This window comes from Curtobacterium sp. VKM Ac-1376, from assembly GCF_015351025.1.
In the GTDB taxonomy this organism is placed as follows: domain Bacteria; phylum Actinomycetota; class Actinomycetes; order Actinomycetales; family Microbacteriaceae; genus Curtobacterium.
Window position 1 is genome coordinate 184266 of the sequence record NZ_JADKRV010000001.1, and the last position, 18770, is coordinate 203035.

Annotated in this window: 20 protein-coding genes; 10 read left to right on the forward strand and 10 right to left on the reverse strand. The window is 72.0% G+C overall.

The window, feature by feature from the left end:
* The first annotated feature begins 46 nt into the window (after positions 1-46).
* Genes ITJ56_RS00900 through ITJ56_RS00910 form a run of 3 tightly spaced genes read left to right on the forward strand, consistent with a single transcriptional unit; the run spans position 47 to position 4859 of the window.
* The gene (locus ITJ56_RS00900; protein WP_194627426.1) at positions 47-1120 is read left to right on the forward strand and encodes a 3-oxoacyl-ACP synthase III; all 1074 of its coding nucleotides are present in this window, start codon (positions 47-49) and stop codon (positions 1118-1120) included.
* On the forward strand, positions 1117-3819 hold the full coding sequence (locus tag ITJ56_RS00905) for an alpha/beta fold hydrolase (protein ID WP_323749680.1): 2703 nt from the start codon (positions 1117-1119) through the stop codon (positions 3817-3819). Before ITJ56_RS00900 ends, ITJ56_RS00905 begins: the two co-directional genes overlap by 4 nt.
* Complete coding sequence (locus tag ITJ56_RS00910) at positions 3816-4859, forward strand: NAD-dependent epimerase/dehydratase family protein (protein WP_194626536.1); 1044 nt, start codon at positions 3816-3818, stop codon at positions 4857-4859. Before ITJ56_RS00905 ends, ITJ56_RS00910 begins: the two co-directional genes overlap by 4 nt.
* Here ITJ56_RS00910 and ITJ56_RS18795 read toward each other — a convergent pair.
* From ITJ56_RS18795 to ITJ56_RS00940, 6 genes are read right to left on the reverse strand one after another with little or no spacing between them, the layout of a single operon-like run.
* On the reverse strand, positions 4787-5440 hold the full coding sequence (locus ITJ56_RS18795; RefSeq protein WP_323749681.1) for a gamma-glutamylcyclotransferase family protein: 654 nt from the start codon (positions 5438-5440) through the stop codon (positions 4787-4789). The genes ITJ56_RS00910 and ITJ56_RS18795 overlap by 73 nt on opposite strands.
* A gap of 53 nt (positions 5441-5493) precedes the next feature.
* Positions 5494-6057: a hypothetical protein gene (locus tag ITJ56_RS00920; RefSeq protein ID WP_194626539.1), complete on the reverse strand. Its 564-nt coding sequence runs from the start codon at positions 6055-6057 to the stop codon at positions 5494-5496.
* Positions 6054-6629 (reverse strand): DUF6286 domain-containing protein, encoded by a 576-nt coding sequence (locus tag ITJ56_RS00925; protein ID WP_194626540.1) that lies wholly within the window; start codon positions 6627-6629, stop codon positions 6054-6056. Before ITJ56_RS00925 ends, ITJ56_RS00920 begins: the two co-directional genes overlap by 4 nt.
* A 9-nt stretch (positions 6630-6638) precedes the next feature.
* Positions 6639-6953: a hypothetical protein gene (locus ITJ56_RS00930; RefSeq protein WP_194626542.1), complete on the reverse strand. Its 315-nt coding sequence runs from the start codon at positions 6951-6953 to the stop codon at positions 6639-6641.
* On the reverse strand, positions 6950-7141 hold the full coding sequence (locus ITJ56_RS00935) for a DUF2273 domain-containing protein (RefSeq protein WP_194626544.1): 192 nt from the start codon (positions 7139-7141) through the stop codon (positions 6950-6952). The genes ITJ56_RS00930 and ITJ56_RS00935 overlap by 4 nt, the downstream gene beginning before the upstream one ends.
* The gene (locus tag ITJ56_RS00940) at positions 7138-7602 is read right to left on the reverse strand and encodes an Asp23/Gls24 family envelope stress response protein (RefSeq protein WP_194626546.1); all 465 of its coding nucleotides are present in this window, start codon (positions 7600-7602) and stop codon (positions 7138-7140) included. The genes ITJ56_RS00935 and ITJ56_RS00940 overlap by 4 nt, the downstream gene beginning before the upstream one ends.
* 187 nt (positions 7603-7789) lie before the next feature.
* Here ITJ56_RS00940 and ITJ56_RS00945 point away from each other — a divergent pair, with 187 nt between their 5' ends.
* The 4 genes from ITJ56_RS00945 (at position 7790) to pgi (ending at position 12478) form a co-directional block, all read left to right on the forward strand.
* Positions 7790-8080 (forward strand): metal-sensitive transcriptional regulator, encoded by a 291-nt coding sequence (locus ITJ56_RS00945; protein ID WP_194626548.1) that lies wholly within the window; start codon positions 7790-7792, stop codon positions 8078-8080.
* Between the two features lie 39 nt (positions 8081-8119).
* A complete protein-coding gene (locus ITJ56_RS00950; RefSeq protein WP_194626550.1) occupies positions 8120-8338 on the forward strand; it encodes a heavy-metal-associated domain-containing protein in 219 nt (72 codons plus the stop codon).
* Positions 8335-10566 carry a heavy metal translocating P-type ATPase gene (locus ITJ56_RS00955; RefSeq protein WP_194626552.1) on the forward strand — a complete coding sequence of 744 codons (2232 nt, stop codon included), beginning with the start codon at positions 8335-8337 and terminating at the stop codon, positions 10564-10566. The genes ITJ56_RS00950 and ITJ56_RS00955 overlap by 4 nt, the downstream gene beginning before the upstream one ends.
* Positions 10567-10756: 190 nt before the next feature.
* Positions 10757-12478, forward strand: coding sequence for a glucose-6-phosphate isomerase (gene pgi, locus ITJ56_RS00960; RefSeq protein WP_194626554.1), 1722 nt, complete (start codon positions 10757-10759; stop codon positions 12476-12478).
* 63 nt (positions 12479-12541) lie between these two features.
* On the opposite strand, the gene ITJ56_RS00965 is transcribed toward pgi, so the two are convergent.
* Positions 12542-13444 carry a LysM domain-containing protein gene (locus ITJ56_RS00965; RefSeq protein WP_194626556.1) on the reverse strand — a complete coding sequence of 301 codons (903 nt, stop codon included), beginning with the start codon at positions 13442-13444 and terminating at the stop codon, positions 12542-12544.
* 163 nt (positions 13445-13607) lie between these two features.
* Between ITJ56_RS00965 and ITJ56_RS00970 the strand changes: the two genes are divergently transcribed.
* From ITJ56_RS00970 to ITJ56_RS00980, 3 genes are all read left to right on the forward strand, one after another.
* On the forward strand, positions 13608-14144 hold the full coding sequence (locus tag ITJ56_RS00970) for a hypothetical protein (protein WP_194626558.1): 537 nt from the start codon (positions 13608-13610) through the stop codon (positions 14142-14144).
* 209 nt (positions 14145-14353) lie between these two features.
* The gene (locus ITJ56_RS00975) at positions 14354-15811 is read left to right on the forward strand and encodes a sugar porter family MFS transporter (protein ID WP_194626560.1); all 1458 of its coding nucleotides are present in this window, start codon (positions 14354-14356) and stop codon (positions 15809-15811) included.
* A gap of 123 nt (positions 15812-15934) precedes the next feature.
* Complete coding sequence (locus ITJ56_RS00980) at positions 15935-16675, forward strand: ZIP family metal transporter (RefSeq protein WP_194626562.1); 741 nt, start codon at positions 15935-15937, stop codon at positions 16673-16675.
* Between the two features lie 71 nt (positions 16676-16746).
* Here ITJ56_RS00980 and ITJ56_RS00985 read toward each other — a convergent pair whose 3' ends face one another.
* The 3 genes from ITJ56_RS00985 to ITJ56_RS00995 form a co-directional block, all read right to left on the reverse strand.
* Complete coding sequence (locus ITJ56_RS00985) at positions 16747-17721, reverse strand: zinc-binding dehydrogenase (protein ID WP_194627430.1); 975 nt, start codon at positions 17719-17721, stop codon at positions 16747-16749.
* 27 nt (positions 17722-17748) lie between these two features.
* On the reverse strand, positions 17749-18171 hold the full coding sequence (locus ITJ56_RS00990; RefSeq protein ID WP_194626564.1) for an organic hydroperoxide resistance protein: 423 nt from the start codon (positions 18169-18171) through the stop codon (positions 17749-17751).
* A gap of 106 nt (positions 18172-18277) precedes the next feature.
* Positions 18278-18748 carry a MarR family winged helix-turn-helix transcriptional regulator gene (locus ITJ56_RS00995; protein ID WP_194626565.1) on the reverse strand — a complete coding sequence of 157 codons (471 nt, stop codon included), beginning with the start codon at positions 18746-18748 and terminating at the stop codon, positions 18278-18280.
* Between the last annotated feature and the right edge of the window lie 22 nt (positions 18749-18770).

The window sequence follows — 18770 nt, forward strand, 5'->3', positions numbered from 1 at the left end:
GATCGCGCACACAGGCCAGATGCGGAAGTATGTATCGGTGACGATCATGACGGAACGGCCGGTCGACCAGGCAGCGAGCAACGAACCGGAGCAGCCCGGCAACGCCACGGCGAAGCACCAGAACGTCTCACTGCTGGCAGTGGCGACCACCACGGCGGAGCGCGTGACGACCTCGGCCGACATCGAGGCACGCCTGCGTGGCGTCCTCCGTCGACTCCGTCTGCCCATGGGGCTCCTCGAGCGCGTCGCCGGGGTGATCGAGCGTCGCAACTGGGGTGAGGGCCAGACCTTCCAGGACGCCGCGATCGATGCCGGTCACCGTGCGATGGCCGAGGCCGGTGTGCGCCCCGACGAGATCGGGCTGCTCATCAACACCTCGGTGACCCGGCCGCACCTCGAACCCTCGGTGGCCGTGCGGATGCACCACGGTCTCGGGCTGCCGTCGTCGGCCATCAACTTCGACATCGCCAACGCGTGCCTCGGGTTCGTCAACGCGATGAGCGTCGCTGCGGGCATGATCGACTCCGGCCAGATCAAGTACGCGCTCGTCGTCGACGGCGAGGACGCGGACCAGGTCCAGCTCAACACCATCGACCGCCTGAACCAGGGTGGCCGGAACCGCAAGGACTTCATGAGCGAGTTCGCGAGCCTGACCCTCGGGTCCGGTGCGGCGGCCGCAGTGCTCGGCCCGGCGGACCTGCACCCCGAAGGACACCGGATCGTCGGCGGTGTCACCCGCGCGGCGACCCAGTGGTACGACCTCTGCGTCGGCAGCGTCGACGGCATGTTCACCGACGCGAAGATGCTGCTCAAGGGTGGCATGGAGCTCGTCGTCGCGGCCTGGACCGAAGCGCGTGCCCACTTCGACTGGGCCGACATGGACCGCTACGTGCTGCACCAGGTCTCCGATGTGCACACGAACGCCTTCGTCGAGGCGATCGGCATCCCGCGCGACAAGGTCCCCACCACGTACCAGCGCTTCGGCAACGTCGGCCCCGCCTCTATCCCGATCACCCTCGCCGACGAGGTCGCCTCCGGTGGCATCCGCCGCGGCGACCGGGTGTTCCTCGGTGGCGTCGGGTCCGGCATCAACACGGCGATGATGGAACTCCACTGGTGAGGACCCGGCTGCCCCGCGTCGCCGCGAGCACCGCTCCGGCGACGCAGCCGCCCTCCCTGCCCGGCCTCGACCCGGCCTGGTCGCGCCTGGTCACGGTGCCGGAGCGGACGGGAGGCACGGATCGCGCCGCGCGCACGTGGCACCTCCTCGACACGGCCGGGTCCCTGGCCGCGCTCGGCGTGGAACCGGTCGGCACGGTCCTCTGCGTGCACGGCAACCCGACGTGGTCGTACCTGTGGCGGTCGGTGCTGCGCACCTCGCTCGAGGTCGCCGGCGCCGGCGGACCTGCCTGGCGCGTGGTCGCCGTCGACCAGCTCGACATGGGCTTCTCGGAGCGCACCGGGGTCGAGCGGGGCCTGGCGCAGCGCGTCGCGGACCTCGGGGCCCTGACCGACGAGCTCGGGCTGACCGGGCCGGTCGTCACCCTCGGCCACGACTGGGGCGGTGTGGTGTCGCTCGGTTGGGCGGTCGACCACCCCGACGTCCTGGCTGCCGTGATGACGTGCAACACCGCCGTGCACCAGCCCGACGACGCCCCGATCCCCGCTCCGCTGCGGCTCGCGCTCGGTCCGGGGATGCTCGGCCGTGCCACCGTCGTCACGCCCGCGTTCCTCGAGACCACGCTCGCCATCGCGCACCCGAAGCTCGACCGTGCCGTCGCCGACGCGTACCGGGCGCCCTACCGTGGAGCAGCCCGACGCGGTGGCATCGGCGGCTTCGTGGCCGACATCCCCGTCGATGCCCGGCACCGCAGCGCCCCCGAACTCGACCGCATCGCCGCCGGCGTCGCGGCGCTGGACGTCCCGGCGCTCCTGCTCTGGGGCCCGCGCGACCCGGTGTTCCTCGAGCGCTACCTCGACGACCTGTCCGAGCGACTGCCGCACGCCGACGTCCACCGCTTCGAGGGTGCCGGGCACCTGCTGCCGGACGACGCCGACGTCGCCGGTGCGGTGTTCGACTGGTTGGGCGACCGCCAGCCGGGCGGGAGCCGACCCGCGCGGGGCACCACGGGCCTCCAGGCCGACGTGGACCGGGACCAGCCCGCAGAGGCGACCCCGCCGCTCTGGGCGCGACTCGACGAACTGCGCGACAGCGACGAACCCGCGCTGGTCGAGATGGCCGCTCCCGGCGGTCCGCGCACGATCACCTGGCGCCTGCTCGCCCGACGGGTCGGCGAGATCGCCGCCGGACTGGACGACCTGGGGGTCCGGAGCGGGGACCGGGTCTCGCTCCTGGTGACCCCCGGTGCCGACCTGACCGCCGTCCTGTACGCCTGCGTGCGGATCGGCGCGGTCGTCGTCGTCGCGGATGCCGGACTCGGACTCGGCGGTCTGACCCGAGCCGTCCGCGGGGCCCGACCGGACTGGATCATCGGCGCGCTGCCCGGACTCGGTGCCGCACGTGCCCTCGGCTGGCCGGGCCGTCGCATCGCGACCGTCTCGCTGCCAGCGCCGGCCCGGAAGGCGCTGCGGGTGGAGTACACGCTCGTCGACGTCGCCCGACGTGGTGCCGGCCGTCTCGCCCAGGGCACCGCACTGCCCGCAGCACCGTCGCCGGACGCGCCCGCGGCCGTGCTCTTCACCTCCGGGTCCACCGGCCCGGCGAAGGGCGTCGTGTACACACACGGGCAGCTCAGCGCCGTCCGGGACGCCCTCGCCACCCAGTACGACATCGGGGTCGGCACCGGGCTCGTCGCCGGCTTCGCACCGTTCGCGCTGCTCGGCCCGGCGCTCGGTGCGCGATCGGTCGCGCCCGACATGGACGTCACCGCGCCCCGCACCCTGACTGCGAAGGCGGTCGCTGCGTCGGTCGCTGCGGCCGACGCCACCGTGGTGTTCCTGTCGCCGGCAGCCCTGGCGAACGTCGTCGTCACCGCGTCGGCGCTCACCGACGCCGACCGGACGGCGCTGCAGAGCGTCCGGCTGTTCCTGTCGGCCGGGGCTCCCGTGTCGGCCGCACTGCTGACCGCGGCGACCGAGCTCATGCCGAACGCGACGGCACACACCCCCTACGGCATGACCGAGGGGCTCCTCATGACCGACGTCGACCTCGACGGAGTCCGTGCCGCGGGGCGGTCCGACGACGAGGGCATCTGCGTCGGCGTTCCGGCAGCGAACGTCCGCGTCCGCATCGCGCCGCTCGACGCTTCCGGCCGCTCGACCGGGGTATTGCTCGACGAGCCGGGGGTCACCGGCGAGATCGTCGTCGCAGCACCGCACGTGCGCGACCACTACGACCGGCTCTGGCGGACCGACCGGGTCTCGCGCCTCGGCGTCGACGACCCGCGCGGACACCGTACCGGTGACGTCGGACACCTCGACGCCGCAGGTCGGGTCTGGGTCGAAGGGCGCCTGCAACACGTGCTGACCACCCCCGGCGGCGTCGTCACGCCGGTCGGTCCGGAGCAGCGGATCGAGGGCGTCGACGGTGTCGGACGTGCCGGGGTCGCCGGCATCGGGCCCGTCGGCACGCAGCAGGTCGTGGCCGTCGTCGAGACCGTCCCCGCCGTGCGGCGCCCCGGGCTGGCCTCGCCGCAGCTCTCCAGCGCGGTCCGTGCCGCTGCCGGGGTGCCGCTCGCCGCGGTGCTCGTCGTGCCCGTGCTGCCGACGGACATCCGCCACAACTCGAAGGTCGACCGCACCCGGCTGTCCCGCTGGGCGGGCTCGGTGCTCTCCGGCGGACGGATGGTCCGACCGTGAACGTCCTGGTCACCGGGGCCAGCGGGTTCCTCGGGCGGGCCACCGCGACCGCGCTGCTGGACGCCGGTCACGAGGTCCGGACGTTCCAGCGCCGGCCCTCCGGCGTCGCGGGTGCGCAGGACGTCGCCGGCACGATGACCGATCCCGACGCCGTCGCCCGCGCCGTGGCAGGGGTCGAGGCCGTCGTGCACCTGGCCGCCAAGGTCTCGCTCGCCGGGGACCCGGCCGATTTCACCCGTGTGAACGTGGAGGGGACGCGCTCCCTGCTGTGGGCGGCCCGCTCCGCCGGGGTCGGACGCTTCGTCTTCGTGTCGTCGCCGTCGGTCGCACACACCGGATCGTCGCTCGTCGGCGCCGCGGCCGGCCCCGCCGAGCCGTCCCGCGCCCGCGGCGACTACGCCCGCACCAAGGCCGCGGCGGAACTGCTCGCACTCGAGGCCGACGGGCCGGACTTCGCCGTCGTGGCGATCCGGCCGCACCTGGTGTGGGGTCCGGGCGACACGCAGCTCGTCGGCCGGATCGTCGAGCGCGCCCGGGCCGGTCGGCTCCCGCTGCTCGACTCCGGCGCTGCGCTCATCGACACGCTCTACGTCGACAACGCGGCGTCCGCCATGGTCGCGGCGCTGGACCGCGTCACCGACGACGGCGTGCACGGCAACGCCTACGTCGTGACGAACGGTGAGCCCCGGCCCGTCGCCGACCTGCTCGCCGGGATATGCACGGCCTCCGGCGTCCGACCGCCCCGGCGGCACGTGCCCGCCGCGGTCGCCCGGGCCGCCGGCTCGGTCGTCGAGGCCGTCTGGCGCGTCCGACCGGGGGAGGACGAGCCGCCGATGACCCGGTTCCTGGCCGAACAGCTGTCGACCGCGCACTGGTTCGACCAGCGCCGGACCCGACGGGACCTGCGGTGGACCCCGTCGGTGTCGATCGACGAGGGGCTCGAACGGCTGGCGGCGGCGGCAGCGGCTCAGGCTTCGTCGGCGGCGACGTACACCCAGGCCGTCCGACCCGAGGCGAGTGTGACGCGCACGCGCTGGTAGTCGGCGACCTCGTACCCGTCGACCGCGCGGAGCTGCCACTCGTACCCGAGGGCCAGGGCCACGCCCTCGACGACGTCGTCAGGAGTACCGCGGCGCAGGATCGGGTGCTGGTTCGAGCCGCTCGTCCGGATGACGTCCGGGTCGGTGATCGTCACCCGGTCGAGCCGCCAGCCGGGCAGGGAGTCCGGGGTGGTGGGGACGTGTTCACCGAACAGTGACTCCTGCACGAGGGGCTGCTGGAGCGTGCCGTAGGAGAAGACCCGGTGCGTCTCGCCGGGGAGCGGGGTCGGGCGCTTCACGGGGCGCGGAGCGATCGCCGGGGTCGAGGTCCAAACGAGCGCACCGGCCAGGCCGGTCAGGCCGAGGTGCAGCAGGCCGACAACGGCGAGGACGCTGCCCCAGAGCACCCCGGAGGTGTCGCCGGGGCACGGGTACGACGAGCCCTCGTCCTCGAAGTCCACGCACTCGGCTCCGCCGTCGGTGATCCCGACGGCGATCGCGATGATGCCGACGACGAGGCAGACGAGCGCGAACGCGCCGAGACCGATGACCCAGCGCTGGCCGGGGGAGAGACGCTTCACGTCGCGAGGCTAGCGGACCGCAGGCGTCCCCCACGTTCCCGGGCCGACGGGCGTCAGCGGACTCGGGCCGGCTTCGCGAACGTCGAGCGGGTACCGCCGGTGAGGTGCACGAGCACCGGCACCCGGCGGCCGAGGGTTCGGTCGAGGACCGCGACGGCCCGGTCGACGGCGTCGAGCACGGTGACGGCGTCCCCGCCACGGCGGACCGCGACACGGATCCGTGCGGCGCGCTGCCGGCGGACGAGGTAGGTGTCGACGCGGGAGCCGACCACGTCGCGGACGCCGGAGAGCTCGTGTTCGACGACGTCCCGCACGAGTGCGACGTTGACCGTGACCACGTCGTCGCCCGAGCGCTCCCGGACGGCGACGGACGTGCCCCCGCCACCGCGGGTGAACACCCACGCGAGCGACAGGACGATCACGAGGGCGCAGGCTCCGGCGACGATCCACAGCGCGGACGCGGGTACGTCGAGGCTGCGGGGGAGGTCGACGTACGGCGCGACGGCGTCCCGGACGGCGGGCAGCACGCCCGCTCCCATGGTGATCGCGACGACCACGGCGACGAGGCCGAGGACGAACAGGATGATCCGGTTCACGGTCCGGTTGCTCGTGGTCATGCCAGGGTCCCCTTCTCGTCGACCCGGACGTCGACGCGCCGGCCGAAGCGCTCGTCGAGAGCGCTGAGGCGATCCTCGACGGTTGCGCGGATGCTCGCCTCGTCCACCGGGACACCGGTGACGGGGACGATGCGGACCACGGTCGAACGACCACGGGCGGTGGCGGAGGTGTTCCCCTCGGGGACACCGGCTGCCGTGCCGGCGGCGTTCGCCGCGGTGGAGGCGACGATGCGGGTGTCGATGACCACCGCGCCGCGCTCGTGCTCGACGACCGACCGGTGCCGGCGACCCGGGTTGATCGCCAGGACGACCAGCACGACGCCGAGGACGACGAGCACGCCCGCGACGGCCTCGACGACCGTGACGAACGCGGCGTCGGGGCGGAGTGCCGTGTCGACGACCGTCTGCGGGTCGGCGAAGAGCGGGGGACGTCCGATGGCGCGCAGCACCGACTCGGTCCCGAGCCAGGCGGCCACCAGGGCGAGCACCACGAGTGACACCGCCACTGCGGTGGAGCGGGAGCGGTGCACGCTCCGGCGACGGATGCGTCGTTCGACGGAACCGTTGCTCATGGTGGCCTCCTAGCGGGCGCGGGACTCGCGCTCGCGCACGATCCCGGTGAGTTCGATGTGGACGCTGCCGACGCGGCGCCCGGTCAGGTCGCTCACGCGACCCTTGATCTGGTCCGCGATCCGGATCGACCCGGAGACGATGTCGTCGCTCGCGGCGATCGGCCCGGTGATGTCGAGCGAGAGCGCTCCCGACGCGTCGGCGAGCCCGACCCGCACGCGATCGACGGGGGCGCCGAGCCCTTCGGCTGCGACAGCCCGCGCCAGTGAGGCGAGCGCGCGAGCGGTGATCTCGACGCGGCCCGGGACGTCCGGGCCCCCGTTCACCGGGAGCTCCGGCGTCCGGTCAAGGCGTCGGCGAGTGCTCCACGGTCGATGCGGCCGGTGGCGAGGGCGGTCACGAGGCCCCCGACGCATGCGAACACGGCCACGAGCACGAAGCCCCAGAAGCCGAACTGCAGTGCGGCGACGGCGAGGACGGCGCCGATGAGGGCGCCGATCAGCGTGTTGCTCATGCGACTCGGGCTTCCTTCTTCTCGTCCTCGCTGTCGTCGTCGCCCGGGATGAAGACGTCCTGGACCGTCACGTTGACCTCGGCGACCTCCATGCCGACGATCTGTTCGAGGGCACGGGCGACGCCGGCACGGACGCCGTCGGCGACCTGCTGGAGCGACACCGGGTACTCGGCGACGATCACGATGTCGGCCGCGACCTGCGTCTCGCCGACCTCGACCTTGACGCCCCGGCCGAGGTCGCGCTGGCCCATCGCGTCGCGGAGGGCGCCGATGGCGCGGGCCGCACCGTTGCCGAGCGAGTGCACGCCGTCGACCTCGCGGGCGGCGATGCCGGCGACCTTCGACACGACGGTCTCGTCGATGACGGTCTTGCCGGTGACTCCTGGGACTCCGGTGGAGCCGGCGGGGGAGGAGACACGGGTCGTCGCGGTGGCCGGGGTGGGGGTGATGGTGTCAGCCATGGTTCGTTCCTTCCGTTGGTCCGCCGGGTGTTCCCAGCGGTTGCCGTTCACGGATGAGACGGGCCGTGGCGGCGATTCGTCACACAGGACTTGTCGGACCCGCCCGCGTTCCCCGGCCCACCGGTCGCGCCCGAAGCCGAAGGGAATACCCTAGGGGGGTACCGTATTGAGATCGGTGGAGGCAGACATGCACGAACACGTCGGGTACATCGGCGACAAGGACGACCTGCTCAAGCGGCTCCGTCGCGCCGAGGGGCAGGTGCGCGGCATCGCCCGGATGGTCGAGGACGAGACGTACTGCATCGACGTCCTCACCCAGATCTCGGCGGCGAACCGTGCGCTCGAACGCGTCGCGCTGTCGCTGCTCGAGGACCACCTCGCGCACTGCGTCGCGGAGGCCGTCGCCGAGGGCGGGGACGCCGCCGACGCGAAGGTCCGCGAGGCCAGTCAGGCCATCGCCCGGCTCGTCCGCTCCTGACCACCGACCACCGACCACCGTCACCGAGGAGGAGACACCATGACCACCGAAACACTGCTCGTCGAGGGCATGACCTGCGCACACTGCGTGATGAGCGTCACCGAGGAGCTCACCGAGCTCGACGGAGTGTCGGGCGTCGACGTCCGTCTCGTCGTCGGCGGGTCCTCCGAGGTCACCGTCACCTCCGCCGCCCCCGTCGACACGGATGCGCTCCGTGCTGCCGTCGCCGAAGCGGGGTACGAGGTCGTGCCGTCGTGACCGGCACACTCGTCGAACTCGACATCACCGGCATGACCTGCGCCTCCTGCGCGAACCGCATCGAGCGGAAGCTCGGCAAGCTCCCCGGGGTCACCGCCACCGTCAACTACGCCACCGAGAAGGCGCAGGTGCAGGTCGCCGACCCGGACGCCACCGACCCGGACGCACTCATCGCCGCGGTGGAGTCAGCCGGGTACGGCGCCACACTGCCCGCGCCGCCCGCCGTCGCTGCCGATGCGACCCCGGCCGGTGACGACCCCTCCGACCCGCTGCGCCACCGGCTGATCGTCTCGGCCGTGCTCGCGGTGCCGGTCGTGCTGCTCTCGATGGTGCCGGCCCTGCAGTTCCCGAACTGGCAGTGGCTCGCGCTCACCCTCGCCGCGCCGGTCGCCGTCTGGGGAGCGCTCCCGTTCCACCGTGCCGCGTGGGTGAACGCCCGCCACGGCGCCGCCACCATGGACACGCTGGTGAGCGTCGGGGTCCTCGCCGCCTTCGGTTGGTCGCTGTACGCCCTGTTCTTCGGCGACGCCGGCACACCCGGGATGCACATGACCTTCTCGTGGTTCGCGACCGATCCGGGAGCGACCGACCTGTACCTCGAGGTCGCCACGGCCGTGACGGTCTTCATCCTCGCCGGCCGGTACATGGAGGCCCGGGCCAAGCGCCAGTCCGGTGCGGCCCTGCGCGCCCTGCTCGAGCTCGGCGCGAAGGACGCCACCGTGCTCCGTGACGGCGTCGAGCACCGTGTGCCCGCCGCGTCGCTCGCCGTCGGCGACGTCGTCGTCGTCCGGCCCGGCGAGCGGATCCCGAGCGACGGCCTGGTGCAGGACGGGTCCTCGGCCGTCGACCTCAGCATGCTGACCGGCGAGTCCGTGCCGGTGGAGGTCCGTCCGGGCGACCGCGTGACCGGCGCGACGATCAACGTCGGCGGGCGGCTCGTCGTGACCATCACCCGCGTCGGTGCCGACACCGAGCTCGCGCGCATGGGCCGCCTCGTCGAGGACGCCCAGACCGGCAAGGCCGAGGTGCAGCGGCTCGCCGACCGGGTCTCCGGGGTCTTCGTGCCCATCGTCATCGCGCTCGCCGTGCTGGCCTTCGTCGGCTGGCTCGTGTTCGGCGGCTCGGTCACCGCGGCCTTCACCGCAGCCGTCGCCACGCTGATCATCGCCTGCCCGTGCGCCCTCGGGCTGGCCACACCGACAGCACTGCTGGTCGGAACGGGCCGCGGCTCGCAGCTCGGCATCCTGATCGGCGGTCCGCAGGTGCTCGAGCGCACCCGCGCCGTCGACACCGTCGTGCTCGACAAGACCGGCACGGTCACCACGGGGTCCATGACCCTGCGGTCGGTGACCGCGGTCGACGAGACCGAGGACGTCGTCCTCCGCCTCGCCGCGGCGGTCGAGGACGGGTCCGAGCACCCCGTCGCCCGGGCCGTGACCGAGGCGGCGCGGCAGCGGGAGATCGACCTGCCCGCGGCATCGCAGTTCACCGCCGCCCCCGGTGCCGGGGTCCAGGCCGTCGTGGACGGGGACGTCGTCCTCGTCGGCACGACCCGCTGGCTCGCCGAGTCGTGGTCGATCACCCTGCCGTCGCTCCTCGCCGCGGCCGTCGAGACCGCCGAGGCCGACGGGGCCACCGCGGTCGTCGTCGCCCGGAACGGCAGTGCCCTGGGCACGGTCGTCGTCGGCGACACCGTGAAGCCCGAGGCCGCCGACGCGATCGCCCGCTTCCGGTCGCTCGGCCTGCACCCGGTCCTGCTCACCGGTGACAACGACGGAGCTGCCAGAGCCGTCGCCGCCCGGGTCGGCATCGACGAGGTGCACGCCCGCGCCACCTCGGCGTCGAAGCTCGAGACGGTCCGCCGGCTGCAGTCCGAGGGCCGGAGCGTCGCCATGGTCGGGGACGGCGTGAACGACGCCGCGGCGCTCGCGGCAGCCGACCTCGGCATCGCGATGGGTGCCGGCACCGATGCGGCCATCGCGGCGAGCGACATCACGGTCGTGAGCGGCCGGCTCACCGTCGTCGCCGACGCCGTCCGGTTGTCCCGCGCCACCCTCGGCATCATCAAGGGCAACCTGTTCTGGGCGTTCGCGTACAACGTGGCGGCGATCCCGCTCGCGATGGCGGGGCTGCTGAACCCCGTGCTCGCGGGCGCGGCGATGGCGTTCTCATCCGTCTTCGTGGTGACGAACAGCCTGCGGCTGCGCCGCTTCGCACCACGCCCCTGAACGCGACCAGCCGACCGTGGGCCCTGGACACGGCCACCCAGGGGGCGTGACGCGGGCAGCGAACGCGAGCCGCGCCTCCTGGCCGACTGTGCGCACCACCTGCCGGAGCGCACTACGCTCGAAGACGGTCCGCGACGCAGCGCTGCGTGACCCGCGGGCTGTACGTCTTGAAGGTGATCCAGGAGGACCCGTGACCGAATCCGCTCCCGTCGACCCCACATCGACCGAAGGCTGGAAGAAGCTGGACGGCATCGCCGCCGGCTTCACCCCGGACCTGCGAGGGTGGTTCGACAGCGACCCCGGTCGTGCCGAGCAGTACACCTTCCAGGCGGCCGACCTGACCGTCGACCTGTCCAAGGGCCTGGTGACCGACGAGATCCTCGCCGCGCTCCTGCAGGTCGCGAAGGACACCGGCGTCGCCGAGCGCTTCCAGGCGATGCTCGCCGGTGAGCACATCAACGTCACCGAGGACCGCGCCGTGCTGCACACCGCGCTGCGCCGCCCGAAGGCCACCGAGGGCCTCGTGCCGGCGGCCCCGCTGACCGTCGACGGCCAGGACGTCGACGCCGACGTGCACGCCACGCTCGACAAGGTCTACGGCTTCGCGGAGCAGGTCCGCAGCGGCGCTTGGACCGGCGTCACCGGCAAGCGCATCGAGACCGTCGTCAACATCGGCATCGGTGGCTCGGACCTCGGTCCGGTCATGGTGTACGAGGCGCTCAAGCCGTACGTCCAGCCCGGCCTCGAGGCCCGCTTCGTGTCGAACATCGACCCGGCGGACATCTACGAGAAGACCGCCGACCTCGACCCCGAGACCACCCTGTTCATCGTCGCGTCGAAGACCTTCGGCACGCTCGAGACCCTGACGAACGCGCGTCTCGCCCGCCAGTGGCTGTGGGAGAAGCTCGGGCTCACCGGCTCGTCCGACGACGAGAAGAAGAACGCCGTCGCGAAGCACTTCGTCGCCGTCTCCACCGCGCTCGACAAGGTCGAGGCGTTCGGCATCGACCCCGAGAACGCCTTCGGCTTCTGGGACTGGGTGGGTGGTCGCTACTCGGTCGACTCCGCCATCGGCACGAGCGTCGTCATCGCGATCGGCAAGGAGAACTGGGAGCAGTTCCTCGCCGGCTTCCACGCCATCGACGAGCACGTCCGCACCACGCCGCTCGAGCAGAACGTGCCCGTCCTGATGGGTCTGCTCAACGTCTGGTACACGAACTTCCTCGGTGCGCAGAGCCACGCGGTCCTGCCGTACACGCAGTACCTGCACCGCTTCGCCGCGTACCTGCAGCAGCTCACCATGGAGTCGAACGGCAAGCGCGTCCGCTGGGACGGCTCGCCCGTCACCACCGAGACCGGTGAGGTCTTCTGGGGCGAGCCCGGCACGAACGGTCAGCACGCGTTCTACCAGCTCATCCACCAGGGCACCCGTCTGATCCCGGCCGACTTCATCACGGTCGCGAACCCGGCCCGCCCGCTGAAGGACGAGACCGGCGACGGCAAGGGCGTCGCACCCGGCACCGACGTGCACACGCTGTTCCTGGCGAACTTCTTCGCCCAGACGAAGGCACTCGCGTTCGGCAAGAGCGCCGACGAGGTCCGGGCCGAGGGCACCACCGACGAGGGGATCGTCGCGGCGCGCACGTTCCCGGGCAACAAGCCGACCACGTCGATCATCGCGCCCGAGCTGAGCCCGAGCGTCCTCGGCCAGCTCATCGCCCTGTACGAGCACATCGTGTTCACCGAGGGCACGATCTGGGGCATCGACTCGTTCGACCAGTGGGGCGTGGAGCTCGGCAAGCAGCTGGCGCTGCAGGTCACGCCGGCCGTCGAGGGCGACCAGGCGGCGCTCGACGCGCAGGACCCGTCGACCAAGGCGCTCATCGCGAAGTACCTGGAGCTGCGCAAGTAACTGTTCCACCGAAGCGACAGATCCCCGCGTACGTTCAGCGGGGATCTGTCGCTCTCGTGGTCGTCAGCGGCCGAGCGGGTCGAGGTTGAGGGTCGTGCCCTCGTACAGGTGCTGGTCCTCACCGAAGACCTGCACGCCCTCGTTCAACCACACGAGGGCCCGGACGCTGATGCCGAACCGCGCGGCGACGTCGCCGACGAGGTCGTCCGGCGCGACGGTGTACGACTTCGGCGCCCCGGCAGCGGTCGTCGCCGTGACCGGACCGTTCGCGTTCGCCCGGGCGCCGCCGTCCGCCGGGTGCACGTTCGTCTGCCGAGCAGGGACCGACCAGCGCACGGTCGACACCGCGAGGACCTTGTCGGCCGCGATCTCGACGGGGACGTCCTGGCCCGGCGCCGCGGCGGAGTAGGTCACGAGGGTCGTGAGGTGCGACGGGTCGACCCCGGAACCGCTCAGGGGCACGTCCACAGCGATCGCCGTGCTGGTCGGACCGCCGAGGTTCCGGTCGCCGACGCCGGGGTACGTCAGGCCGTCACCGACCGCGCGGGGCAGGTCGAACAACCCGACGCCGATCGGCACCGGCAGTGTCGAGGTGACGCCGGAGTACTGCGCGGTGAACGTGTCGTCGCCGTTCGCGATCATCCGGAAGTGGAAGTGGATGCTGCCCTTCGGCGAGGACACATCGCCCTGTGCCAGGACGGTGCCGGCCGGGATCGGTGTCAGCGTCGGCGCGGGTGCGGCGGCCTCGGTCGGTGCGGGCGTCGGCGTGCGGGGGTTCGCCGACGCTTCGAGCAGGTCCGATGCGGACTCACGGTCGGGGGTCGGGGACGGGGTGTCGCTCGCCGTCGGTGCCGCCGTTCGCAGGGTGGAGGGAGCGGGCGGCGCGTCCGGGCCGCGCAGCAGCGAGCAACCCGACAGCAGCACCGTGGCCGCCACCACGACAGCGATCGCACACGTCCGGTTCATGATTCCCCCTCAGCTCGATGCTAACCCGACGGCGGTCGTTCCACGCGCGGCGGTCACGGGCTGTGTCCCGCGATGGACGGCCCCGTCGCATCCGCGGCAGGGCGGTGTCGGTCCGAGCGGCCGTGGCAGGGCGGTGTCGGTCGGAGCGGCTACGGTCGAGGGCATGGAGCGTTCGGAGATCCTCGCCGCGGCTGCCGCCGCGCACGCCGCCCGCATCGCCGAAGAAGGGGGTGACGACGCCGCAGCCCGTGAACGGGCCGACAGCGTCCGGCGTCGAGCCGACGGCCTCACGGACCGGTACGACACGGTCGAGGGTACGAGCGGCGAGTCCGGCGCGCGCGACGCTGCACGCCGGCGTGCGGCTGAGGCCGACCGTGCGGCGTCCCGGACCGAGGGCGTGCTGTCCGACTGGCACAGGATGGGGACCCGCCGGGGCATCACCCCTGACTCGCAGGTCCGCACGGCGTGGACCGTCGCCGGGGTCCCCGAGCGCGGTGACGCCCGCGCGCTCGCCAACGTGCTGCTCTCGACCGCGGGCCACGCAGGCCGGGTCGCCGATGCCGCACGCCGCAACCCGGCACTGTCCGGGGCCGCCAGTGCTGCCGCCCGACGGACCGTCCGCCGCTACACGGATCACGGTGCCGACATGCCGTCCCTCGGTGACGTCCTCGGTGACGGGCCGGGGACCGACCAGGACTGACGACCGCGCTCCGCGCCAGGTCGACGGTCCGTCATCCCGGCGGGGGACACGATGGCGCGGTGCGCGCACCGGACCGCTCCTGCCCTGATCAGGCGAAATGTGGATCGGTCCAACGGGCATGGCGACAGAATGTCCAATTGACAGGACATGAAATCGGGTTACGATCGGTGCACGCGAAGAAGCGCCATCACGGACGAAGGAGTCACCGAATGGTCGACATCAAACCGACTGCCCCGAGCGTCGCACTGCCCCCGCTGGGAACCGGGCCACACCGCCGACGTCTCGGCGTCCTGGCCCTCGTCGCCACGTTCGGCGGGTTGCTCTTCGGGTACGACACCGGTGTCATCAACGGTGCCCTGAACCCGATGAAGGCCGAACTCGGCCTCACCAACTTCACCGAGGGTGTCGTCACCAGCTCTCTGCTGTTCGGCGCCGCGATCGGTGCCATGCTCGGCGGCCGCATCGCCGACGGCTGGGGTCGCCGCAAGACGATCATCCTGCTCGCCGTCACGTTCTTCGTCGGCACGCTGATCTGCGTGTTCGCGCCGACGTTCGAGGTCATCGTCATCGGTCGAGTGCTCCTCGGCCTCGCGGTGGGTGGCGCATCGACGGTGGTGCCGGTGTTCCTCGCCGAACTCGCGCCGTACGAGATCCGCGGGTCCCTGTCCGGGCGCAACGAGCTCATGATCGTGATCGGCCAGCTCGCCGCGTTCGTGGTCAACGCGGTCATCGGCAACCTGTGGGGTGAGGGCAACGGCGTCTGGCGCATCATGCTGGCCGTCTGCGCGCTCCCCGCCATCGCACTCTTCGTCGGCATGCTCCGGGTGCCGGAGTCGCCGCGTTGGCTCGCGTCGAAGGACCGCTACGACGAGGCCCTCTCCGTCCTCCAGCAGGTGCGGACCACCGATCGGGCCCGCGCCGAGCTCGACGACATCAAGCGGAGCAACGACCTCGAGGCGAAGGTCGAGCGCGTCAGCGGCTGGCACACGCTGCGCGGGAACAAGTGGCTCATCCGCATCGTGCTCATCGGTGCCGGGCTCGGGGTCGCCCAGCAGCTCACCGGCATCAACTCGATCATGTACTACGGCCAGACCGTGCTCATCGAGTCCGGGTTCCAGGCATCGGCAGCCCTCATCGCGAACATCGCGCCCGGTGTGATCGCCGTGGTCGGTGGCGTCATCGCGCTGTACAACATGGAGAAGATCAACCGCCGGACGACGCTGATCCTCGGGTTCACGCTGACGACGATCTGCCACTTCCTCATCGGCATCGCCTCGGTCGCACTGCCCGAGGGCAACCCCGCCCGCCCGTGGGTGATCCTGTTCCTGGTCGTCGCGTTCGTCGGCTCGATGCAGACCTTCCTCAACATCGCGGTCTGGGTCGTGCTGTCGGAGATCTTCCCGACCCAGATCCGTGCGCTCGGCATGGGCATCTCGGTGTTCTGCCTCTGGATCGCGAACGCGTTCCTCGGGCTGTACTTCCCGACGATCGTCGCCGCGACCGGCATCACGGGCACGTTCTTCGGCTTCGGGATCGTCGGGCTGCTGGCACTGTTCTTCATCTGGAAGTTCGTGCCGGAGAGCCGAGGCCGCACCCTGGAAGAGGTGGAAGAGGGCGTCACCACCGGCAACATCTTCACCGTCCCCGTGAAGGAGTCGCGCCGGTAGGTCGCTCCGCGCTTCATCGAGTGAGCAGAAGACGTCGGGTCGCCGCAGGGCACCCGACGTCTTCTGCGCACTGGGTGCATCCACCTTGGGGCGCATGGACCACATGGTTCCTACACTCGAGCCGTGCATCCCCTCATCCTCGCGACCGGGGCCGGCCTGGCATCCGGTCTGGCCCTCGTCGTCGGCGCGGCGGTCGCCTGGTTCGTCCGGGTGCCGCGCACGGTCGTCGCGACGATCACCGCCTTCGGCGCCGGCGTGCTCATCTCGGCGCTCTCCTTCGACCTGGTCGAGGAGGCGACCCGGTCCGGCACCTTCTGGACGGCGATGGCCGGGTTCCTCGGCGGCGCGGTCGTCTACGTCGGACTCGATGTCCTGCTGGAACAGCGCGGTGCGCGGAAGAAGCGCAGCGGAGCCGGTTCACCGGGGTCCGGCACGGGCCTCGGCATCGCCCTCGGTGCGCTCCTCGACGGGATCCCGGAGACAGCGGTCCAGGGCGTGGGACTCGCCGCCGGTGGCTCGCTGTCGATCGCGGTCGTCGCCGCGGTCATCATCTCGAACCTGCCGGAGGGACTGTCCAGCACGTCGGACATGAAGGCGAACGGACGGAGTGCGCGGTACGTCTTCGGCGTCTGGGGCGGGATCGCGCTCGCGTGCGCCCTGTCGGCGCTCGGTGGGTACGCCGTCCTCGGGCAGGCGCCAGCGGGGGTGCAGAGCGCCGTGACCGCCGTCGCCGCTGGTGCCATCCTCGCGATGCTCGCCGACACCATGCTGCCGGAGGCGTTCCGGAAGACCGGCCCCTGGACCGGCCTGATCGCGGTCCTCGGGTTCTTCACGGCATTCGGGATCCACACCATCGGGGGCTGACGGCGGTGCAGGACGGACGGGAGGCCCGTGGCGGATACCCCACCGGCCACCCCGCCGTCCTGCTGGTCGCGCTACGGGCGCAGGAGCACCTTGCCGACGCGGCCGGCCGTGTCGCTCGCACGCACGGCGTCGCGGACCTGCTCGAAGGCGAAGGTCTCCGCGACGGGGAGCGTCAGCGAGCCGTCGAGCACGCGGGTGATGAGCTCACCGAAGAGCTGCCCCTTCGTCTCGGCCGGCATGGTCTTGCTGACGACCGAACCCCAGAAGCCGGTGACGGTGAGCTGGCCGAAGATGACCTTGCCCGAGGGGATCTCGAGCGTCGGCGACGCCATCGCGCCGAAGACGACGAGCGTGGCGTTCTCGCCCAGGACGGACGCGATGTCGCCGGCGGCCTTGCCACCGACGGACTCGACGCCGGCGGTGATCGGTGCACCACCGGTGATCGCGGCGACCTGGTCCTCCCAGTCGTCCGCGTCGGTGGCGACGATGCGCTCGATGCCCTGCTCGCGGAGCTCGTCGACACCGGCGGCCCGACGCACCAGGCCGATGACGTTGATCCCACGGGCCGCGCCGAGCTGGGCGACCATGCGGCCGACCGCGCCGTTCGCGGCGTTCTGGATGAGCCAGTCGCCCTCGTGCAGGTCGAGCGAGTGCAGCAGGCTCATCGCGCTGAACGGCATCGACACGAGCTGGGCGGCGGCCTCGTCGGTCATCGCATCCGGCACGGGGACGAGCCCGGCTGCGTTGGCGGTGGAGTACTCGGCCCAGACACCGAACGACCCGCCGGCGACGCGCTGGCCGACCTGCAGGTTCGTGACGCCCTCGCCGAGGGCCTCGACGACACCGAGTGCCTCGGTGCCCGAGGCTGCGGGCAACTCCGGCTTGACGCCGTAGGTGCCGCGGACGGTCCACAGGTCGTGGTTGTGGATGGGGGAGAGGACCGTGCGGACGAGGACCTCGCCGGCACCGGGCGTCGGGACGGGGCGTTCCTGCAACTCGAGGACGTCGGCGGGCTCGCCGAAGGTCTCGTGGACGACGGCGCGCATGGTGGTGGGGGTGGTGGTGCTCATGGGTCAGTCCTCCGAGACGACGATGGTGACGTCGATGTTGCCGCGGGTCGCGTTCGAGTACGGGCAGACCTGGTGGGCTGCGTCGGCGAGGGCCTGGGCCTGGTCGTGCTCCAGGCCGGGGATGACGACCTCGAGCATGACGGCGAGCTGGTAGCCACCGTTGCCGTTCGGGCCGATCTGCACACGACCGCCGACGGACGAGTCGGAGATCTTCACCTTCTGGCTGCGGGCGACGCCCTGCAGTGCGGAGTGGAAGCACGCCGCGTACCCGGCGGCGAACAGCTGCTCGGGATTGGCGCCGTTGCCGGAGCCACCCATCTCCTTCGGGATGGCGAGGTCGAACTCGACCGTGCCGTCGCTCGTGGCGACGTGGCCGTTGCGGCCTTCACCGGTGGCCAGGGCCTCGGCGGTGTAGAGGGCTTCCATGGGGTTCCTTCCTTGTGGGCGGATCGTGCAGGAGTGGGATGCGCTGTCGACGGCCGCTTTCGTGCTCACCGACGGTTCACGGGCGCGGGGCGGCGTGAGGCGTCGCTCAGCGCGGAACCTCGCGCTCGGGGCCAGCGGGAGCGGCGGGAGCGGCGGCGGCGTGCATCGTCTCGGTCAGCCGGTGCAGCGTCGCGATGAGCTCGGCGGCGGCGCGCTCGTCCGACAGGCCCGTCCCGGCGGCGATGCGGGCGGGAATCCCGCTCAGCTCGGACCGCAGCTCGCGGCCCCGGTCTCCGACGGTCACGGTGACGACCCGCTCGTCGCTGCTGCGGCGCTCGCGGCGGACCAGGTCGGACTGCTCCATGCGGCGGAGCAGCGGCGACAGGGTGCCGGAGTCGAGCTGCAGGTGCTCGCCGAGACTCGAGACGGTCTGGTCGCCCTCGACCCACAGGGTGACGAGCACCAGGTACTGCGGGTACGTCAGACCCCAGGGGTCGAGCATCGCGCGGTACGCCTGCGTGGTGGCGCGGGACGCCGCGTAGAGGGAGAAGCACACCATCTCATCGGTCACGGGCATGACTTCAGCCTGTCACGCAACA

Excerpts from the sequence above, each read along its gene's own strand:
- ITJ56_RS00900 (WP_194627426.1), top strand. The coding sequence starts at position 47 with ATGACGGAACGGCCGGTCGACCAGGCAGCGAGCAACGAACCGGAGCAG.
- ITJ56_RS00920 (WP_194626539.1), bottom strand. The coding sequence starts at position 6,057 with ATGACCACGAGCAACCGGACCGTGAACCGGATCATCCTGTTCGTCCTC.
- ITJ56_RS00925 (WP_194626540.1), bottom strand. The coding sequence starts at position 6,629 with ATGAGCAACGGTTCCGTCGAACGACGCATCCGTCGCCGGAGCGTGCAC.
- ITJ56_RS00935 (WP_194626544.1), bottom strand. The coding sequence starts at position 7,141 with ATGAGCAACACGCTGATCGGCGCCCTCATCGGCGCCGTCCTCGCCGTC.
- ITJ56_RS00940 (WP_194626546.1), bottom strand. The coding sequence starts at position 7,602 with ATGGCTGACACCATCACCCCCACCCCGGCCACCGCGACGACCCGTGTC.
- ITJ56_RS00945 (WP_194626548.1), top strand. The coding sequence starts at position 7,790 with ATGCACGAACACGTCGGGTACATCGGCGACAAGGACGACCTGCTCAAG.
- ITJ56_RS00950 (WP_194626550.1), top strand. The coding sequence starts at position 8,120 with ATGACCACCGAAACACTGCTCGTCGAGGGCATGACCTGCGCACACTGC.
- ITJ56_RS00965 (WP_194626556.1), bottom strand. The coding sequence starts at position 13,444 with ATGAACCGGACGTGTGCGATCGCTGTCGTGGTGGCGGCCACGGTGCTG.
- ITJ56_RS00970 (WP_194626558.1), top strand. The coding sequence starts at position 13,608 with ATGGAGCGTTCGGAGATCCTCGCCGCGGCTGCCGCCGCGCACGCCGCC.
- ITJ56_RS00975 (WP_194626560.1), top strand. The coding sequence starts at position 14,354 with ATGGTCGACATCAAACCGACTGCCCCGAGCGTCGCACTGCCCCCGCTG.
- ITJ56_RS00985 (WP_194627430.1), bottom strand. The coding sequence starts at position 17,721 with ATGCGCGCCGTCGTCCACGAGACCTTCGGCGAGCCCGCCGACGTCCTC.
- ITJ56_RS00990 (WP_194626564.1), bottom strand. The coding sequence starts at position 18,171 with ATGGAAGCCCTCTACACCGCCGAGGCCCTGGCCACCGGTGAAGGCCGC.
- ITJ56_RS00995 (WP_194626565.1), bottom strand. The coding sequence starts at position 18,748 with ATGCCCGTGACCGATGAGATGGTGTGCTTCTCCCTCTACGCGGCGTCC.